Here is a 16,847-nt window from a genome sequence, read left to right as displayed (position 1 = left end):
GGTTGCGCGCTCAGGGCTTGAGCGCGGCGATGATCTGGGCGGCGCATTCACGCAACGCCCAAAGACTGTTACCGAGGAGCAGGTCGGGCTTGGCCAGCACGGCCAGTACGTAGTCGCTGCGTTGACCACGGATCGAAATCAGCTGCATCTGGCGGGCGTCGTACTGCAGGCTCACCACGTTCAGCGCGCCGGCATCGATCTGCTGGCCGGCCGCTTCACCCAGTGCGCTCAGCGAACTGATGACGGCGGCGAGGCGGCTCTGCATGGCTTCGTCGAGCGTGCCGTGGAACGCGGCGGCAAAGCCGTCGGCGGTCGCCAGCATGGCGGCCTCGGCGCCGTTGAGGCGGGCGATCAGCGCCTGCAGGAACTGTTCCAGCACGTAGCGCTGCGTGCGCGAAAGCGGGCGCGAGGCCTCGGTCGCGGTGGATTCGGTCAGGCTGGTCATGGGGCGACTTCCGTGCGCTCGGCATCCGCCTGCGCTTCAATCTGGACAAACAACACGTCGAGCAGCAGATGGACATCGGCGCGCTGGCGCACGTCCACGGAAAACACGGGCGCAAACAAGCCGCGTTCGGCCAGATGGCCACTCACGTCATCGACGCTGTGCGCACCCGGCTCGTTGCTGCGACCGACGCCGACCACGGCGCGGCCAGCGCGGAAGAGCGCATCGAATGAATCCAGGAACGGATCCAGGCCGGTAAGACCGTCGGCGCGGGTGGCGTCCATCAGCAGCACGGCGCCGAGTGCGCCCTTGCCAACCATTGGCCACATGAAGGCGAACCGCGACTGGCCGGGCACGCCGTAAAGGCGCAGCATGCCGCCGTCGTCGAGCGCCACTTCGCCATAGTCGAGCGCTACGGTGGTCGAGGCCTTGCCGTGCGCGGCGAGGTCGGTGTTGCGTACTTCCGTTGCCACCGGCGGCCGCGTGCTGATGGCCGAGATCGCAGTGGTCTTGCCGGCGCCCATCGGGCCGAGGAAGACGATCTTGTAGTCGCGTTGCATCATGACTGCCCCATGCCCAGTGCGCGGCGCAGCTTGCCCATCGCGGCGTGCAGCGGGCCCCGCGTGGGTGCTTCGCGGCGAGCCGGGGCGTGCTTGTCGAAGGTATCGGTGACATCGAGCCAGCCGCAAAGGCGGCAGCCGGCGAGCAGGGCGAGCACATCCGCCTGTTTGGCGGGGTGCGCCGCGAGCAGGTGCTCGAGCGACGTGGGTTCGCGAATCAGCTGCGAGGCGACGCGCAGGAAGGTGTCGCGGCGTTCGAGTGAGCCGAAATCAGGCCAGCGCTTCAGGCGCAGGCGGCGTTGCGGCTCGATCCCGAGCTCCGCAATGGTCCATGGCCGGCCCAGCGCGATCGCCCAAAGGACGTGCGCAGCGGAGCAACGCAGTGCTTCCGCCGGGGCTTCATCCGCGGTGATTTGCGTTCGAAGGAAGGCGTCGGTCATCGCCGCGGGCAGGGCATTGGCCACGGTCGGTGCGACCCAGCCAGCGCCTTCGGCGACATCAAGCCACGCCACGGGCCCCGTACTCCCGTCGATCTGCAGGCGCTGGCCCGTGGCACCCGCATGGGTGGCGTGGGCAAGCCATGCATCGACCGAGGCGGGTGTGCCGCCGGCCGTCGTCGGCGTGTTATCCATCCGCAGCGGATTCGCGGCCGCGCGGCGCCCCTGCGCGATCGTGTCGGCAAGCTGGGTGGTATTCGGCCAGCGGTCGAGGAAGCGGATATCCGGCTGCGCGGCGCGGCGCGGTCCCGCAACGATCCGTACGACGTTATCGCTCGGTGCCGGCGGGAGCGTGCCCAGGTCGGTCGACAGCAGCACGTCGCAGTGTTCGGCAGGCACGGTGCGCCAGCGCACGCCGGCGGCGCGCAGCCCGGCGCGCAGGAGGAGGGCGTCGGCAAGCGGCATCGGCGCAAAGGCCACCGCCAGGCGCGCGGTTTGCGGGCTCATGCGGCGGCCTGCGACGAGAGGGCGCGCTCGCGGCGCTCGCGTGCCACACCGAGTATCCAGCGCAGACGGCCCTCGGCGTCGAAGATCGGCGAAAGGAAGAGTTCGTTGTCGAACGCGTCGCCGTTCTTCCGGTAGTTGCGCAGTACCACCTGGGTGGCCTGGCGCAGGCCGATCGCCCGGCGGATCGCTTCCACGGCAGCCGGATCGGTGTCCGGCCCCTGCAGGAAGCGGCAGTTGCGGCCGATGCATTCCCGGGCGGTATAGCCCGTGAGCTGCTCGAAGCGACGGTTGACGTAGGCAATCGGCAGGTCGGGTGCCTGGGCATCCACCAGGACGACGCTGGCCGCGATGGCCTGCAACGTATCTTGCAGATCGCCCATGCGGTCGCGCGTGGCCCCGAAGTTGTCGAGATCCACCATGGTGATGATGCGGAAACGGGCGCCCGCGACGGTGGCCGTGCGCGCCTGGAAGAGCAGGACCTTGTCGGCGGCCCCGTTCTGGCCGCGCAGATGGCCTTCCGCGCCCACCTCACCTCCATCCATGCCGAGCAGGCCAGCGAGGCCTGGGAGCAAGAGGGTGTTGGGGAGGTGTAACCGGAGGCTGCTGCCCAGCATGTCGCGATCGGAACTGCCAAGGCGTTCGGCGAAGTCGCCGGCGGTCTGCACGACGCGATCATTCGCGTCCACGATGCAAAGCCCTATCCGGGTCGCGCGCAATCCTTCACGGAGAAGGGCATTCTCCGCATCGAGGTACTCCATACCTGCTCCATCCCCCCTGCCAGGGTGGGGTCGTTGTCTTAGAACGATTTAAGCGATTTCGGCATATGTTAGCCGAAAATGTGCAAATGCACACAGAACCGACAAGACTGCCGAATTTGCGCAGATTCCTCGCCGGCTTGTTTGGCTACGGCGTTTCAGGCCCGCTGAAGCCAGCCTGGCGGGCGACGAGGCGGGCCAGCTTCTCGGGGTTGCGCTGCACATGGATGGCGGTAATCCGGCCATTTGCGATCGCAAACGTCTGGACGGACTCCAGGGCACCTGAGAAATATCGGAGTATCGCGAGTTCGCCATTGACGCGGGTGAGCTCGATACGCATGCCGCGGTCGTTGCGAATGCTTGGGGCAAAGAGCAACTGGGCGATGCGGGAACCGCCTTCCATCGGCTTGGGGAAGCTTGTCACATGGCCGCCGCCATCGCCCAGGAGCTGCGCATCGGGCGCCAGCATGTCACGCATGGCCCGGAAGTCCCCTGACGCCATCGCGCTGGCAAAACCGCGTACCAGGCTGGCGTGCGTGGCCTGGTTCACTTCGAAGCGTGGGCGCTCGTCGCGCAGTTGCTCCTTCGCGCGGTGGACCAGTTGGCGGCAGGCGGCTTCGCTCTTGCCCAGGACGCGGGCGACCTCCGGATAGCCCTCGTCGAACACTTCGCGGAGCAGGAAGGCGGCGCGGGCCTCGGGGGCGAGCCGCTCGAGCAGGGCCAGGAAGGCCACGGAAACGTCGCTGGCCAGCTCTTGCAGGTCTTCCGGGGTGGCGCCATCGTCGGTGAGCACGGGCTCGGGCAGCCAGATGCCTACGTACTGCTCGCGGCGGGTACGCGCGGCCCGTAGCTGGTCGATGGCCCGGCGGGTGGTCGCGGTCACCAGCCATGCTTCAGGGTTGTCGATGCCCGTGGCATCGGTGCCGTGCCAGCGCAGCCATACGTCCTGCACCACGTCTTCGGCCTCGGGTACCGAGCCGAGCATGCGGTAGGCGATGCCATGCAGCCGGGGGCGCAGGGCGATAAAGGTGGCGGTAGTAGCGCTCATGTCACTCCAGACGTCGCGACACCGTCTGTTGTGACACGAGCGCGTAAGCCCCGTCGAGCAAATTCCTGCCCTGCAAGGTTACTTTTCGCCCGGCAGCACGATCGGCTTGCCCTTGTCATGAACGATGAACACCACGAACTTCGCCGGCTCGGTCTGGCTGGCGTTGCGACCGATGGTGTGGGTGTCGTTGGGTCCTTCATAGAAGGTGTCGCCGGCCTTCAGGTGCTGCTCCGCCTGGCCTTTCACGCCTTCGATGATGTTGCCTTCAAGCACGTACACGATGGCGTCGGCGTCGTGGTGGTGCACATGCTCGACGACGCCAGGTGGGTAATCGACCGTGATGGTGGTGATCTCCTTGCCCGGCACATCCGGCATGTCGTGGTGGCTGAGCAGCGTGACCTTAGGCTGTGCGGTGGTGGGCGCATGCGTGTCACCGTGCGCCAGCGCTGCGCCCGCGGCGGCGAGCCACGCCAGCGTGGCGATCGTAAAAATGGCTTTCATGGAAAGTCCTCCGGTGGGGGGTAAGCCAGGTTCATGCTAGGCGTGGCCTCCGGTTACCAGTAGCCACCGCCGCGTGCGCACGGTGTTGCGCCGAACGCACCAATGCGGCTGTCACAGCGATGCACGCTGCCGCGTCTGTAGGGCATGGACACCGAAAACGCCACGCCATCGTGCGATCCGGCTCTTCACCGCGACGACGGTTGCGATCGCGTCTGGTTGGAATTCCAGGCGGTGCTGCAACGCGTGCCGATCCTGCCGCGACTGGCGTTCCTGCTCAGCGAGGTCCTGGGCAAGCCGCTCGACGAAGTGGCGGGCCTGCTGGGTCGCGATATCCCTGCTTGCCGTCAGCTCATCGACGACGCCCGATCGCGCCTGCGTGCCCTGCACGCCGCCGCCCACGGAGATCCGCCATGAACGTCCCGCTTTCCCCGCCTTGCACTGGCGCGGGTGCCGATGCACTCAGCACCAGCTTCTCCGCCAGTTACGCCGGTGTGATCGCTTTCATCGCCGTAGTGAACGAGGGCAGCTTCGCTCGAGCGGCCGATCGCCTTGGCATTGGCCGCAGTGCGGTAAGCCGCAGCGTGCAAAAGCTTGAGCGTCAGGTTGGTGCGCGCCTGTTTTCACGTACCACGCGCAGCACGTCGCTGACGCCCGAGGGTTCACTGTTTTTCGAGAACTGCCAGCCAGGCGTCGAACGTATCGCGCAGGCGCTGGAGGATATGCGCGAGCTGCGTGAAGGGCCACCTCGTGGGCGCCTGTGCATCCGCGCCGCGGTCGGCTTCGGGCGCAAGGTGGTGGCACCCCTGCTGCATGGTTTCCGTGCGGCGTATCCCGACGTGGCGGTCGAGCTGTTGCTCGACGACAGGCCGGCTGACTTCATCACCGACCATGTGGACGTCGCCTTTCGCAATGGCCGCATGGAAGACAGCCAGGTCATCGCGCGGCAGATCGTTCCGATGCGCATGTTCCTCTGCGCCTCGCCCGGCTATCTGACGCGTAGCCCGGTGCTGGCGTCACTGGACGACATCGCCGCGCACGAATGCCTTGGCTACCGCCTCGCGAGCGGCCGCACCTTCGATTGGGAGTTCCGCGTGGACGGCCGGGATCGCAAGATGCGCCCGGCGTCGATGCTCTCGTTCAACGACGCGGACCTCGTGCTGCAGGCGGCTTTGGATGGTGAAGGCCTCGCGCAACTCGCGGGCTACCAGGTCTGCGAGCACATCAAGGCCGGTCGGCTTGTGGCCTGCCTGCCGCAGCACGCGCCGGAAGATCGCGGCCATTACGTGTGTTACCTGAGCCGCCAGCAGATGCCTTCGCGCGTCCGCGTATTCGTCGATTACATGATCGCGGCCATCCGTTCGCGGGATTTCGATGGCGGCGACGACAACCGGATTGGTGTCTCCGTGGCAACACGGTGAGGCCGCCCGCATGGCTACCGGCCCGGTGGTACCGGGCCTAGCCTTTCAGTCCTGGATCACAGCATCGGAGTTAGTCATGAAATACCTCGTCATCGGCGGTACCGGCCTTATCGGCAGCAAGGTCGTGGCGCACCTGAAAGCGAAAGGCCACGATGTCATCGCTGCGGCACCTTCCACCGGCGTCAACACGATCACGGGCGAAGGCCTCGATGCCGCGATGTCCGGCGTGCACACCGTCGTCGATGTGGCGAACTCACCGTCGTTCGCCGCCGAGGATGTCATGCAGTTCTTCACCACGGCAGGCCGCAACATCGCTGCCGCCGAGCGTACGGCGGGCGTCAAACACCACGTGGCACTCTCCATCGTGGGGACCGACCGTAAGCCGGGTAACGCGTATTTCGCTGCCAAGAACGCCCAGGAAGCGATCATTCGCGAATCGGGCGTGCCCTACACGCTGGTGCGCGCCACTCAGTTCCTCGAGTTCACCGCCGGCATTGCGAATGAAGCAGGGCGGGGTGCGTTCATTCGTGTCTCCACGGGTGGCATCCAGCCGATCGCCGCCGCCGAGGTGGCCGAAGCGGTCGCGGAGGCGGCAATGGAGGCTCCACGCAATGCGTTTATCGAGATCGCCGGCCCGGAGGCCTTTCCCATGGATGAGCTGGTGCGCCGCTACCTGCATGCGGTGGGCGACGAGCGTCAGGTGACGGGTGATCCTGCCGCGCCGTATTTCGGCGGCATCATTGGCTGGGAATCGCTGCTGCCGGGGCCGGGTGCACATCTGGGCAAGGTCAGTTTCGAAAACTGGCTGGCAGGCCAGGCCAGCGCCCACGCGGCGGCCTGACCACGGCGTTGCCGCCATGCAACCCAAGGCACCCGACGTATCCTTCCTGGATCGTTACCACGGTGATGTCTTCCAGCCGCTTTACACGGCGGATGTCACCGTGACGGGCGGGGCGGCGGTGCATGCGCGTGCCTCCGGCGTGGCGCGCTCCTCCGATGGGGAGCTTGATGTGACGCTGCGGCTGCCCGCGGCGCTCGGCGGCTCGGGCGGCGGCACGAACCCCGAGCAGCTGTTTGCCGCGGGTTTCGCGGCATGCCTTCACGGTGCCCTCATGTTGCTTGCCGAGCGTTCGCGCATCGCGATACCCGATGCGTCCGTGAAGGCGAGGGTGGTTTTTGGCCGGGACCCTGCGGATGGCCAGTTCACGCTGGTGGCGGAGGTGCGCATCGCGCTGCCTGGTGTGCCCCGGCCGGTGGCGGAGGCGTTGGTGCGCCACACCGAGCGGCTCTGCCCCTACGCGAAAATGGCGAAGCAGGGCATCGATTGCACGGTGTGCCTGGAGTCCTGAGCGTCTTGAATCCTGAGTGGGCGCGTGACGGGCTTCTCGGCCCTTTGGTCCGGCCAGCTGGCCGACTACCCGAGCTGCCTCGCAAATCGTTATGATCACGCCCACAAGCCGCCTCGTGGGGAGGCGCGGCGCGCCGCGAAAGGGTTTTTCGCTTGTTGCGGCACCAGGGAGGAGTGGTCACGACGACCATGCGACGCTTGATCCGCCACGTAACACTCCTGATCGCCATGCCGTGGCTCACGCTCGGCGTGGCGCACGCGTTTGCGGCGCCGCCGCCGGCGGCTGCGGACATCGTCGACGAGGCCGATCGCATCAAGGAGTCGGAGCCGGCTCACTTCGCCCAGTTGCTGCAGGATATCCAGCCGCTGCGCAATGAACTCCGTGATGGCGAGCGTGCCAGGCTCACCTTCCTTGAAGGTTGGCAGGCAGCGAACCGGGGTGAGGGTGCGAAGGCGAAGGCGTTGCTCGACCGCGTCGTGGATGTTTCCAGCGACCGCCTGCTGCGCTTTCGCGCGCTGGCCGCCCTGCTGCCGGTGCTGGACCACGCCCATCATTACGAAGAGGCTTTCCGCCGCCTGAACCAGTGGCAGGAGCTGCTGCCTTCGGTGCAGGACAACGCCGCGCGCCAGGTGGGCCTGATGGCTGCTGCGCGCCTTCTTGATTCGGCCGGGCAGTTCGACCTGGCCGAGGCGTATGCGAAGGATGTGGCCGATCATCCCGTCGCCGGCGCAAGTGGTTGCGCAGGCATGCAGCTTCTGGCTCAGGTCCGCTTGGATGCGGGTCGCCTTGTCGGCACGGATCCGGACTATGCCGCCGCGGTCAGCCGCTGCAACCTTGCCGGCGAGCCGGTGGCTGCGGAATCGATTCGCGCCGACATCGGCGCGTACTACCTGAAGGCGGGTAAGTTCCAGGCTGCCGTGGATACGTTGGCGCCGTACCGGGATGCATTGGCCGCGCTCGGTCAGCCGGTGTTGCTGGCGTCGGTGGATACGACGCTGGCGGGCGCTTACTTTGGGTTGGGCGATCTCGAGCGTGCCCACCACTTTGCGGATATGGCGGCCGCGACGAATGCGAGCGATCCGCTGGCGTTCCCGCGGCACCTGGCGTTCAAGGTGCTCTACGAGGTAGAGCAGCGCGTGGGTGATGCCCGTTCGGCGCTGGGATACCACGAGCAGTACATGGCGGCTGAAAAGGCGGCCCTGGACGATATCAGCGCCCGCAGCGTGGCGTTCCAGGTGGTCGACCAGCAGGCGCTGGCGCACAAGGCCGACGTGGATGCGCTAAACAAGCAGAACGAGATTCTGCGTTTGTCGAACGCGCTGGATCGCAAGGAAGTCGAGAACGGCCGCCTGTATATCTTCGTGCTGGGCCTGGTGCTGGTAGGCATCGTGGCGCTGGTGTTGCGTTTGCGCCGCTCGCAGATGCGCTTCATGCGCATGGCGCGCCGCGATGGTCTTACCGGTATCTGCAATCGCGAGCATTTCGTCGAGCAGTCGGAGCGTGTGCTGGCATACGGCGCGCGCTCGGATCGCGGTGCGTGCCTGATCCTTTTCGACCTGGATCACTTCAAGAACGTGAATGACACGTGGGGGCATTCCGTCGGTGATGAGGTGTTGAAGCGGGCGGTGGATGTGTGCCGGCGCGCGCTGCACGCATGCGACGTGTTTGGCCGCCTGGGTGGTGAGGAGTTTGCGGTGTTGTTGCCGGATTGCAGCCCGGCGCAGGCGCGGGCGCGTGCGGAGCAGTTGCGTCTGTCGATTTCGGCGACGTCGGCGACGCCGTCACGGCCGGAATTGGTGGTGACGGCGAGCTTTGGCGTGGCGTCGACGCTGCAGTGTGGCTTTGAGCTGCACCGCTTGCTGGTGGTGGCCGATGGCGCGCTGTATCGCGCGAAGCGCTCGGGCCGCAATTGCGTGTTCATGGGCGATAGTGGGGATATCCCTGATTCGCCGTACCCGGTGGCTGCCTCGGGCTGACGCTCCCTCGTCGGGGAGTCGTATCCGAATCGAGGCGACGCGTTTCGAACAGACACAAAAAAGGCCGCTTGCGCGGCCTTTTAAGTAGAACCCATCGCGGCTGATTAGCGCTGACGGGCCTTGAAACGCGGGTTCGACTTGCAGATCACGAACACCTTGCCGCGACGGCGAACGACTTTGCAGTCACGGTGACGCGACTTCGCGGACTTCAAAGAAGAAAGCACCTTCACGGCCAGCTCCTGATACAAATGAATTACGGGAAAAACGGGATTGTAACCATCCCGCCAGCATTACGCAAGCGCCGGAATCAACTCGCGTTTCAGCCGAGGCCCAGCTTGGTGCGGGCCTCGCGGACCGTGCGCAGGAAGCTCTCGAGGACCGGAGAGGTGTTGTCCGTGCGACTGGCGACGGCAAGGTACCAGAACGCCTCCGGGTCGTCGATGCGCGCGAATGCGACCTTCTCCATGTGGACCGCCTGCAACGAAGCCGGGACCAGGGCGACGCCCAGGCCCGCAGCGACCAAGGGGAGCAGGGACGGGATCTGCTGTGCTTCCTGGCGGATGTTTGGCCGGAACCTGGCCTTGTTGGCCAACATGGTGAGGCGGTCGATAAGGGTGGCGGCGGCGGTTCGCGGGGGCGCCACGAAGGATTCGCGCGCCAGGTCGCCCATGCTGACCACCTCTTGCTTCGCCAGGCGGTGGCCGGCGGGCAGGGCGAGGATCAGCGGCTCCTCGTCGATCACTTCCATGGTCAGCTGGCGGGCGTTGGCGACGCCTTCGGGCGGGGCACGGAGCAGGCCCACGTCGATCTGGCCGCTGAGCAGGGCGTCGTACTGCGCGCCGGTGGGCATTTCGACGAGGTGCAGGCTGACGCCCGGTGCGGCGTGCGAGAAGCGGAGCAGGGTTTCCGGCAGGGCGCGGTGGAAGGACACGGAGACCGCGTAGGCCAGGCGGAGCTGGCCAGTGAAGCCGGCGGCGGCTTCGGTAACGACCGTGCGCGCGCTTTCGGCGCGGGCGAGGATGGCCTTGGCCTCAACCAGGAAGATCCGGCCTGGCTCGGTCAGGGCGACGCGGCGCCGGTTGCGGTCGAGCAGGCGAACGCCAAGGTCGGCCTCAAGTGCCTGGATTTGCTGGGAAAGTGGCGGCTGGGAGATATGCAGCCGCTGGGCTGCCTGGGTAAAGCTCAGGGTCTCGGCCACTTCCACGAAGTAGCGCAGTTGGCGCAAGTCGAACATAGTGGGTTTTCGTATAAGTGGTCGCTGAAAGATATATTGGCGAACATTTCCTAGGAAATCTATGATTCTCCTCGCCCTACCACCAACCCCTCCCCCTGGGTCGGTAGTGGCCCTCGCTCCGTAACGGTGCTATCAACCGGCGTTTTGGCCTACCTCCCCCCCCGAGGCCCACGCTGAGGCACCCTCTGCGGAGCGACTTTCTTCTGAAGGCCCCGGTCGTGAGACCGGGGCCTTTTTTTCTGCCTGGATAGGGTAACGCGAAAGATGTCGCCCACAGGGTGGGCTCCTACGAGGTAGCACGTAAAGATGTCGTCCACGAGGTAGCACGTAAAGATGTCGCCCACAGGGTGGGCTCCTACGTAGGAGCCCACCCTGTGGGCGACATCTTTCGCGACAGACTTACACTTTCGGAGTGAACTCGCAGCCCGTAGCAGTGCGCAGCGTGTCGACATCCACCTCAGGCGCCAGCTCGATCAACTCGAGCCCGCCCGGCGTGACATCGAACACGCCCAGCTCGGTGATGATGCGATCGACCACGCCCTTGCCGGTGAGGGGCAGGGTGCATTCCTTCAGGATCTTGTGGCCGCCATCCTTCGCGGTGTGCTCCATGACGACGACGACGCGCTTCACGCCCGCCACCAGGTCCATCGCGCCGCCCATGCCCTTCACCATCTTGCCGGGCACCATCCAGTTGGCGATATCGCCCTCACAGGTGACCTGCATGGCGCCCAGGATCGAAATATCGATATGGCCGCCGCGGATCATCGCGAACGAATCCGCGCTGGAGAAAAAGGCGGCGCCCTGGCGCGCGGTCACGGTCTGCTTGCCGGCGTTGATCAGGTCGGCATCCACTTCGTCTTCCGTCGGGAAAGGGCCGATGCCGAGCAGGCCGTTTTCGGACTGCAGCCATACATCGACCCCATCGGGCAGGTGGTTGGCCACCAGCGTCGGCAAGCCGATGCCGAGGTTCACGTAATCGCCGTCGGAGAGTTCCTTGGCGGCGCGCTGCGCCATCTGTTCACGGGTCCAGGCCATGGTGTTCTCCTCAGGCGCGCACGGTGCGCTGTTCGATGCGCTTGCTCGGCGCGGGGTTGTGCACGATGCGGTCGACGTAGATGCCCGGCGTGTGGATCTGGTCCGGATCCAGCTCGCCGACGTCGACCATGATTTCCACTTCGGCGATGCAGACCTTGCCGGCGGTGGCGACCATCGGGTTGAAGTTGCGCGCGGTCTTGCGGAACACGAGGTTGCCGGAAGGGTCGGCCTTCCACGCCTTGACCAGCGCCACGTCGGCGACGATGGAGCGTTCCATCACGTACATCTGCCCGTCGAACTCGCGGGTTTCCTTGCCCTCGGCCACCTGCGTGCCGTAGCCCGTGCGGGTGAAGAAGGCGGGGATGCCCGCGCCGCCGGCGCGCAGCTTTTCGGCCAGGGTGCCTTGCGGGGTGAATTCGACTTCAAGCTCGCCGGCCAGGAACTGGCGCTCGAACTCTTTGTTCTCGCCCACGTACGAGGAAACCATCTTGCGGATCTGGCGGGTCGCCAGCAGCAGGCCGAGGCCGACGCCGTCGATGCCGGCATTGTTGGAAACGGCGGTAAGGCCCTTCACGCCCGAATCGCGCAGCGCCTCGATCAGCAGCTCGGGAATGCCACAGAGGCCGAAGCCGCCGACCGCGACGATCTGGTTATCGGCTACGAGACCGGCCAGCGCCTCACGGGCGGAGGCCACGCGCTTGTCGCGCTTGTGCGACGTCACCTGGTTCATGCGTACGTGTTTCCTTCAGGGCGGACCAGCCGCCGGTTCGCCCGCCATCATAACTGAGCGCCATCACGTTCCGTCGCTGTTTTCCAAGGCATGCTGGGGTGAAGCGATGCTGCGCTGCGGCGAATTCCGTGTGTATTTCGCCAAGCGCGGCATTATCGCTCGACCTATTCTCAAACCCCTTTCCGTTGGCTTGGCTGGAGATGCCCGTGAGCAAGCAGAAGATTGGCGTGATTGGCATGGCCGTGATGGGCCGTAACCTGGCGTGGAATATCGAGAGCCGCGGGCACGCGGTGTCGATCTTCAACCGCACCAAATCCCGCACCGACGAGGTGATGGACGAGAGCAAGGGCAAGAAGCTCATTCCCACCTATTCGCTCCAGGAGTTCGTCGATTCACTGGAAAAGCCCCGGCGCATCCTGCTCATGGTCCAGGCGGGCAAAGGAACCGATGCCGTGATCGAGGAGCTGCGTCCGCTGCTCGATAAGGGCGATATCGTCATCGACGGCGGCAACACCTATTACAAGGACACCGTCCGCCGCGGTGAAGAGCTGGCAAAGGATGGCTTGCATTTCATCGGCACCGGCGTATCAGGTGGCGAAGAAGGCGCGTTGAAAGGCCCGTCGATCATGCCCGGTGGCCCGCGCGATGCCTATGACCTCGTCGCCCCCATTCTCACTGAAATTGCCGCCAAGGCACCGGATGGCGAACCGTGCGTCACCTATATCGGTCCGGATGGCGCGGGCCATTACGTCAAGATGGTGCATAACGGCATCGAATACGGCGATATGCAGCTCATCGCGGAAAGCTACGCCGTGCTGAAGCACGTCGTGGGCTTGTCCAACGACGAGCTGGCCGATGTCTACGATGAATGGAACAAGGGCGAGCTCGATAGCTTCCTGATTGAGATCACGGCGAAGATCTTCCGTCGCAAGGATGAGAAAACCGGAAAGATGCTGGTCGACATGATCCTCGACCGCGCGGCCCAGAAGGGCACTGGCAAGTGGACGAGCCAGAGCGCGCTCGACCTGGGCGTGCCGCTGACGCTGATCACGGAGTCAGTCTTCGCCCGCGTGCTCTCGTCCATGAAGGAGGAGCGCGTCGAGGCAAGCAAACAATTGAAGGGTCCGGGGCAGGCGGCTTTCAGCGGCGACCGCAAGGCGTTTATCGAATCGGTGCGCAAGGCGCTCTACATGAGCAAGCTCATCTCCTATGCCCAGGGCTTTGCCCAGCTGCGGGCGGCTTCGGAGGAGAATCACTGGGATCTCCATTACGGCGAGATTGCGAAGATCTTTCGCGCCGGCTGCATTATCCGGGCGCGCTTCCTGCAGAAGATCACCGATGCCTACAAGCACGATGGCGCATTGAAGAACCTGCTCCTGGACCCGTATTTCCGGGATATCGTCCAGGGCTACCAGGGCGCCCTGCGCGAGGTGGTGGGCGAGGCGGTTCGGGTTGGCGTCCCGGTGCCGGGCTTCTCCGCCGCCATCGCTTATTACGATAGCTACCGCGCTGATGTGCTGCCGGCGAATCTCATTCAGGCTCAGCGCGATTTCTTCGGCGCCCACACCTTTGAGCGCGTGGACGAGAAAGGCAGTTTCCACGCGGAATGGGCCGCGGATTAAGTAGACCGCCCAGGCCCGCTATAGCGCGCCAGGCCGCGGTCTGGCGCGCCGATTATGTACGTGCGTCGCGTTGTTGTTATCGCGTGCTAGCGCTGGAAGGGAACCTCCCTATAGAGTTGGGCCTCTAATCGACTGGCCACCCCAGGGGCAGAGGCCGCCGAGTCCAACGAGGGAGTACGTTGTTCCATGTTCAAAAAGCCCGTGATCAGCGTTACGGCGCTGGTGGTAGCGCTTGCCGGATGCCAGTCGCTGCCACAACCCAAAGACGATGGCGCACTGCAGCGAGAAGCCCTGGCCGGTACTGAAAAGCCGGCGCCGCACCCCATCGTCGCGCCCCCGGTGGGTCCGCAGAGTGCGGTCGTCGCTCCGGCTCAGATCACTACCGGAACTGGTGAATTCGTTAAACCCGTGGGCCTGGCCGAACCGAAGCCGGTGGCCGAGGGGCAGGGCACCGTTACCTTCAATTTCGAAAACCAGCCGGTCGAGTCGGTGGTCAAGGCCATCCTGGGCGACCTGCTGCACGAGAACTATTCGATCGTGCCGGGCGTGCAGGGCAACGTGTCGTTCTCCACTTCGCAGCCGGTGACGGCCGAGCAGGCCCTGCCCATCCTCGAGACCCTGCTCTCTTGGACGGGTAATGCCCTGGTCCGCACCAATGGCCGCTACGTGGTCATGCCGTCGAAGGACGCCGTGCCGGGCAACGTCGTGCCTAGCATCGGGGCCACTGCGCCCCCGGGCGGCCTGCAGGCGCGCCTCTTCCCGCTGCACTTCATCTCGGCCACCGAGATGCAGAAGCTGATCAAGCCGTTCGCACGTGCCGATGCCACGCTGCTGGCCGACCCGACCCGCAATGTCCTCGTCATGGCGGGCACTGCCAGCGAGCTCGACAACTACGCGCGCACCGTCAAGACGTTCGACGTGGACTGGCTGCGTGGCATGTCGGTGGGCGTGTTCAGCCTGCAGCGCGCGGAGGTGAAGGATCTCACCCCGAAGCTCGATTCGATCTTCGGCGACAAGGGCAACACGCCCATGGCGGGCATGCTGCGCTTCATCCCCATCGAGCGTACCAACTCGCTGGTGGTCATCAGCCCGAACGCCACCTATCTGGAAGAAGTGAAGAGCTGGATCGACCGCATCGATCGCGGCGGCGGCAACGAGCCGCAACTCTTTGTGTATGACGTGCGCAATGTCCAGGCCTCCGACCTGGCCGATTACCTCTCCGATATCTACGGCGGCGGCTCGGGCGGCGGTTCGTCGGACCGCGGTGGCAAGGTCGGGCCGGGTCTTTCGTCCGGCACGCTTGGTGGCAGCGATAGCGATCTCGGCAACCGTGGCGGTTCCGGTCTCGGCAGCACCACGGGTGGCTTCGGCAACAGCTCGTCGTCGACGAACAGCGGCTATCTCAACACCAACAACAGCTCTGGCCTGAATGGCTCGAGCTCCAGCAATGGCTTCGGCAGCAGTAGCAGCGGCTCGTCGTTCGGTAGCGGTGGCTCATCCAGTGGCGGCCTTGACGACGACTCGTCGAGCCATCGCCAGCACAGTGGTGGCATCACTACCGATGATGGCGTGCGTATCACGTCGGTCGATACCAACAACCAGCTGATGGTCCGTTGCCGCCCGTCGCAGTGGGCGGAGATCGAGCAGGCCATCAAGCGCCTCGATGCCGTGCCGCTCCAGGTGCAGATTGAAACCCGCATCCTCGAAGTGCATCTCACTGGCGACCTCGAGTTCGGCGTGCAGTGGTATCTCGAGGGCCTCGTTGGCGGCACGAATGGTTCGGTCGGTCAGCCCGGCAACAAGCAGCAGTGGGCGCTGGGCAACATCGGCAACACTTACAACCCGTCGAAGGACGCGTTCTTCTATTCGTTCGTGAACAACAACCTGTCGGTCGCCTTGCACGCGCTGGAGACCAACGGCAACACGAAGACGCTTTCGGCGCCATCGCTGGTGGTGCTGAATAACCAGAAGGCGCATATCCAGGTCGGCGACCAGATCCCCATCCAGCAGACCTACATCAATACCAACGCCAATACCGATAACACCATCGGTGAGGTGGAGTACAAGGACACCGGCGTGATCCTCAACGTGCGTCCGCGCGTGAATCCGGGTGGCCTGGTGTACATGAACATTAACCAGGTCGTGAGCGCCCCGGGCGTGAAGGACACGACCACCGGCAACTTCCCGATCCAGCAGCGCGAAGTGTCCACGCAGGTCGCGGTGCAGAGCGGGCAGACGGTGTTGCTCGGCGGCCTTATCCGCCAGATCGATGGCACGACGGATACCGGTATTCCGGGCCTGAACCGTATCCCCATCTTCGGCCGCCTGTTCGGTACCACCAGCCGTAGCCGTGACCGCACGGAGCTGATCGTGCTGATCACCCCGAAGGTCATCACCAACGGTGATGAAGCCAAGCAGGTGACGGACGAGTACCAGCAGAAGTTCGAGTCGCTGCGACCGTTCACAGGCCATCCGGCAGGCACGGCACGCGCCGAGCCGAAAGAACCCACGGTCACCGTCCCCCTGAAATAACCGCCGTGGCCCCCGCGCCGCCGTTGTAGGAGCCCACCCTGTGGGCGACGCCTCTCGTACAGCCGCCACAGGATCTGTGGCGCCTTCGCGAAAGATGTCGCCCACAGGGTGGGCTCCTACAGCGAGGTTGCGAATGGGTGGGGCGAGGTCGCGAATGTTCGGGGCGAGGGCGCGAACGTGCGGGGCGTGGGCTTAGTGGGCGAGTGAGGGGTAGATGGGCTTTGGCGGGCGGTACGGCTGCACGCTGCGGCCAAGGTTCGTGCCCATGCGCTGGCCCAGTGCGGCTGCGTTGTAGAGGCCCAGCGTATTGCTCGGCGCCTTCCTTATATCGTTCGTATCCAGCGGTGAAGGCATGCCCGGCGGCGTCGCCAGTTGCTGGTTCAGGCAGTCGTAGGACAGAGCGGCACTGCCGGCGCTTGCCGGTTGTACGCAGGTGGTCGAGGCGCTCGCATGGACGCCTGGAAGGTCCACCACGGATTGCGAATGCACGCTCGTCACGGCGGACAATCCGACAAGCCAAAGACAATATTGCCGAATACGCATAGCCCTTTCCCGTAGGGATCGGCGCGTTGGATACCACGTCGCTACGCGCGCGGGAAGTGCGTCACGCCTGTCACGGTGGTGTCATCAACCTTGTCACCAAACCGGCGTCTTTGTGTCATCCGCGCTACCTAGCCTTTCACGCAGATCACCCGTGAAGC

Annotated in this window: 18 protein-coding genes; 7 read left to right on the top strand and 11 right to left on the bottom strand. The window is 65.1% G+C overall.

The window, feature by feature from the left end; all coding sequences use genetic code 11:
• Positions 1–10 precede the first annotated feature (10 nt).
• The 6 genes from L2Y96_RS13630 to L2Y96_RS13605 form a co-directional block, all read right to left on the bottom strand.
• On the bottom strand, positions 11–445 hold the full coding sequence (locus tag L2Y96_RS13630) for a roadblock/LC7 domain-containing protein (protein ID WP_247326925.1): 435 nt from the start codon (positions 443–445) through the stop codon (positions 11–13).
• A complete protein-coding gene (locus tag L2Y96_RS13625) occupies positions 442–1,005 on the bottom strand; it encodes a GTP-binding protein (RefSeq protein ID WP_247326924.1) in 564 nt (187 codons plus the stop codon). The genes L2Y96_RS13630 and L2Y96_RS13625 overlap by 4 nt, the downstream gene beginning before the upstream one ends.
• Positions 1,002–1,946, bottom strand: coding sequence for a hypothetical protein (locus L2Y96_RS13620; protein ID WP_247326914.1), 945 nt, complete (start codon positions 1,944–1,946; stop codon positions 1,002–1,004). Before L2Y96_RS13620 ends, L2Y96_RS13625 begins: the two co-directional genes overlap by 4 nt.
• Positions 1,943–2,704, bottom strand: a complete 762-nt coding sequence (locus L2Y96_RS13615; protein ID WP_247326912.1) for a PAS domain-containing protein — start codon at positions 2,702–2,704, stop codon at positions 1,943–1,945. The genes L2Y96_RS13620 and L2Y96_RS13615 overlap by 4 nt, the downstream gene beginning before the upstream one ends.
• A 145-nt stretch (positions 2,705–2,849) precedes the next feature.
• Positions 2,850–3,749 carry an RNA polymerase sigma-70 factor gene (locus tag L2Y96_RS13610; RefSeq protein ID WP_247326910.1) on the bottom strand — a complete coding sequence of 300 codons (900 nt, stop codon included), beginning with the start codon at positions 3,747–3,749 and terminating at the stop codon, positions 2,850–2,852.
• A gap of 78 nt (positions 3,750–3,827) precedes the next feature.
• Positions 3,828–4,250 (bottom strand): cupin domain-containing protein, encoded by a 423-nt coding sequence (locus tag L2Y96_RS13605; protein WP_247326908.1) that lies wholly within the window; start codon positions 4,248–4,250, stop codon positions 3,828–3,830.
• A 144-nt stretch (positions 4,251–4,394) separates the two neighbouring features.
• On the opposite strand from L2Y96_RS13605, the gene L2Y96_RS13600 reads away from it, so the two are divergent.
• From L2Y96_RS13600 to L2Y96_RS13580, 5 genes are all read left to right on the top strand, one after another.
• A complete protein-coding gene (locus tag L2Y96_RS13600; RefSeq protein ID WP_247326906.1) occupies positions 4,395–4,664 on the top strand; it encodes a sigma factor-like helix-turn-helix DNA-binding protein in 270 nt (89 codons plus the stop codon).
• Entirely contained in the window at positions 4,661–5,668 is a 1,008-nt protein-coding gene (locus L2Y96_RS13595; protein ID WP_247326904.1) for a LysR family transcriptional regulator, read from the top strand. Before L2Y96_RS13600 ends, L2Y96_RS13595 begins: the two co-directional genes overlap by 4 nt.
• A gap of 76 nt (positions 5,669–5,744) precedes the next feature.
• Positions 5,745–6,509: an SDR family oxidoreductase gene (locus L2Y96_RS13590; RefSeq protein WP_247326902.1), complete on the top strand. Its 765-nt coding sequence runs from the start codon at positions 5,745–5,747 to the stop codon at positions 6,507–6,509.
• Between the two features lie 16 nt (positions 6,510–6,525).
• Positions 6,526–7,017 (top strand): Ohr family peroxiredoxin, encoded by a 492-nt coding sequence (locus tag L2Y96_RS13585; protein WP_247326900.1) that lies wholly within the window; start codon positions 6,526–6,528, stop codon positions 7,015–7,017.
• Between the two features lie 188 nt (positions 7,018–7,205).
• Positions 7,206–8,993, top strand: coding sequence for a sensor domain-containing diguanylate cyclase (locus L2Y96_RS13580; protein WP_247326899.1), 1,788 nt, complete (start codon positions 7,206–7,208; stop codon positions 8,991–8,993).
• A gap of 104 nt (positions 8,994–9,097) precedes the next feature.
• Here L2Y96_RS13580 and ykgO read toward each other — a convergent pair whose 3' ends face one another.
• The 4 genes from ykgO to L2Y96_RS13560 all read right to left on the bottom strand — a co-directional run bounded on the left by ykgO (position 9,098) and on the right by L2Y96_RS13560 (position 11,992).
• On the bottom strand, positions 9,098–9,223 hold the full coding sequence (gene ykgO, locus L2Y96_RS13575) for a type B 50S ribosomal protein L36 (protein ID WP_029213509.1): 126 nt from the start codon (positions 9,221–9,223) through the stop codon (positions 9,098–9,100).
• A gap of 89 nt (positions 9,224–9,312) precedes the next feature.
• Complete coding sequence (locus tag L2Y96_RS13570) at positions 9,313–10,227, bottom strand: LysR family transcriptional regulator (protein ID WP_247326889.1); 915 nt, start codon at positions 10,225–10,227, stop codon at positions 9,313–9,315.
• Positions 10,228–10,626: 399 nt separating this feature from the next.
• Positions 10,627–11,262 (bottom strand): 3-oxoacid CoA-transferase subunit B, encoded by a 636-nt coding sequence (locus L2Y96_RS13565; protein WP_247326887.1) that lies wholly within the window; start codon positions 11,260–11,262, stop codon positions 10,627–10,629.
• A 10-nt stretch (positions 11,263–11,272) separates the two neighbouring features.
• Positions 11,273–11,992, bottom strand: a complete 720-nt coding sequence (locus tag L2Y96_RS13560) for a CoA transferase subunit A (RefSeq protein ID WP_247326885.1) — start codon at positions 11,990–11,992, stop codon at positions 11,273–11,275.
• Positions 11,993–12,198: 206 nt separating this feature from the next.
• On the opposite strand from L2Y96_RS13560, the gene gndA reads away from it, so the two are divergent.
• Entirely contained in the window at positions 12,199–13,614 is a 1,416-nt protein-coding gene (gene gndA, locus L2Y96_RS13555) for an NADP-dependent phosphogluconate dehydrogenase (RefSeq protein ID WP_247326874.1), read from the top strand.
• A 186-nt stretch (positions 13,615–13,800) separates the two neighbouring features.
• The gene (gene gspD / locus L2Y96_RS13550) at positions 13,801–16,146 is read left to right on the top strand and encodes a type II secretion system secretin GspD (RefSeq protein WP_247326872.1); all 2,346 of its coding nucleotides are present in this window, start codon (positions 13,801–13,803) and stop codon (positions 16,144–16,146) included.
• Between the two features lie 192 nt (positions 16,147–16,338).
• Here the strand turns inward: gspD and L2Y96_RS13545 are convergent, their stop codons facing one another.
• The gene (locus tag L2Y96_RS13545; RefSeq protein WP_247326870.1) at positions 16,339–16,644 is read right to left on the bottom strand and encodes a hypothetical protein; all 306 of its coding nucleotides are present in this window, start codon (positions 16,642–16,644) and stop codon (positions 16,339–16,341) included.
• Between the last annotated feature and the right edge of the window lie 203 nt (positions 16,645–16,847).

It is taken from the genome of Luteibacter aegosomaticola, assembly GCF_023078475.1.
Lineage (GTDB): Bacteria > Pseudomonadota > Gammaproteobacteria > Xanthomonadales > Rhodanobacteraceae > Luteibacter > Luteibacter aegosomaticola.
Note: the sequence above shows the minus strand (reverse complement) of the source record. Positions and strands in the feature narration are given on the sequence as shown.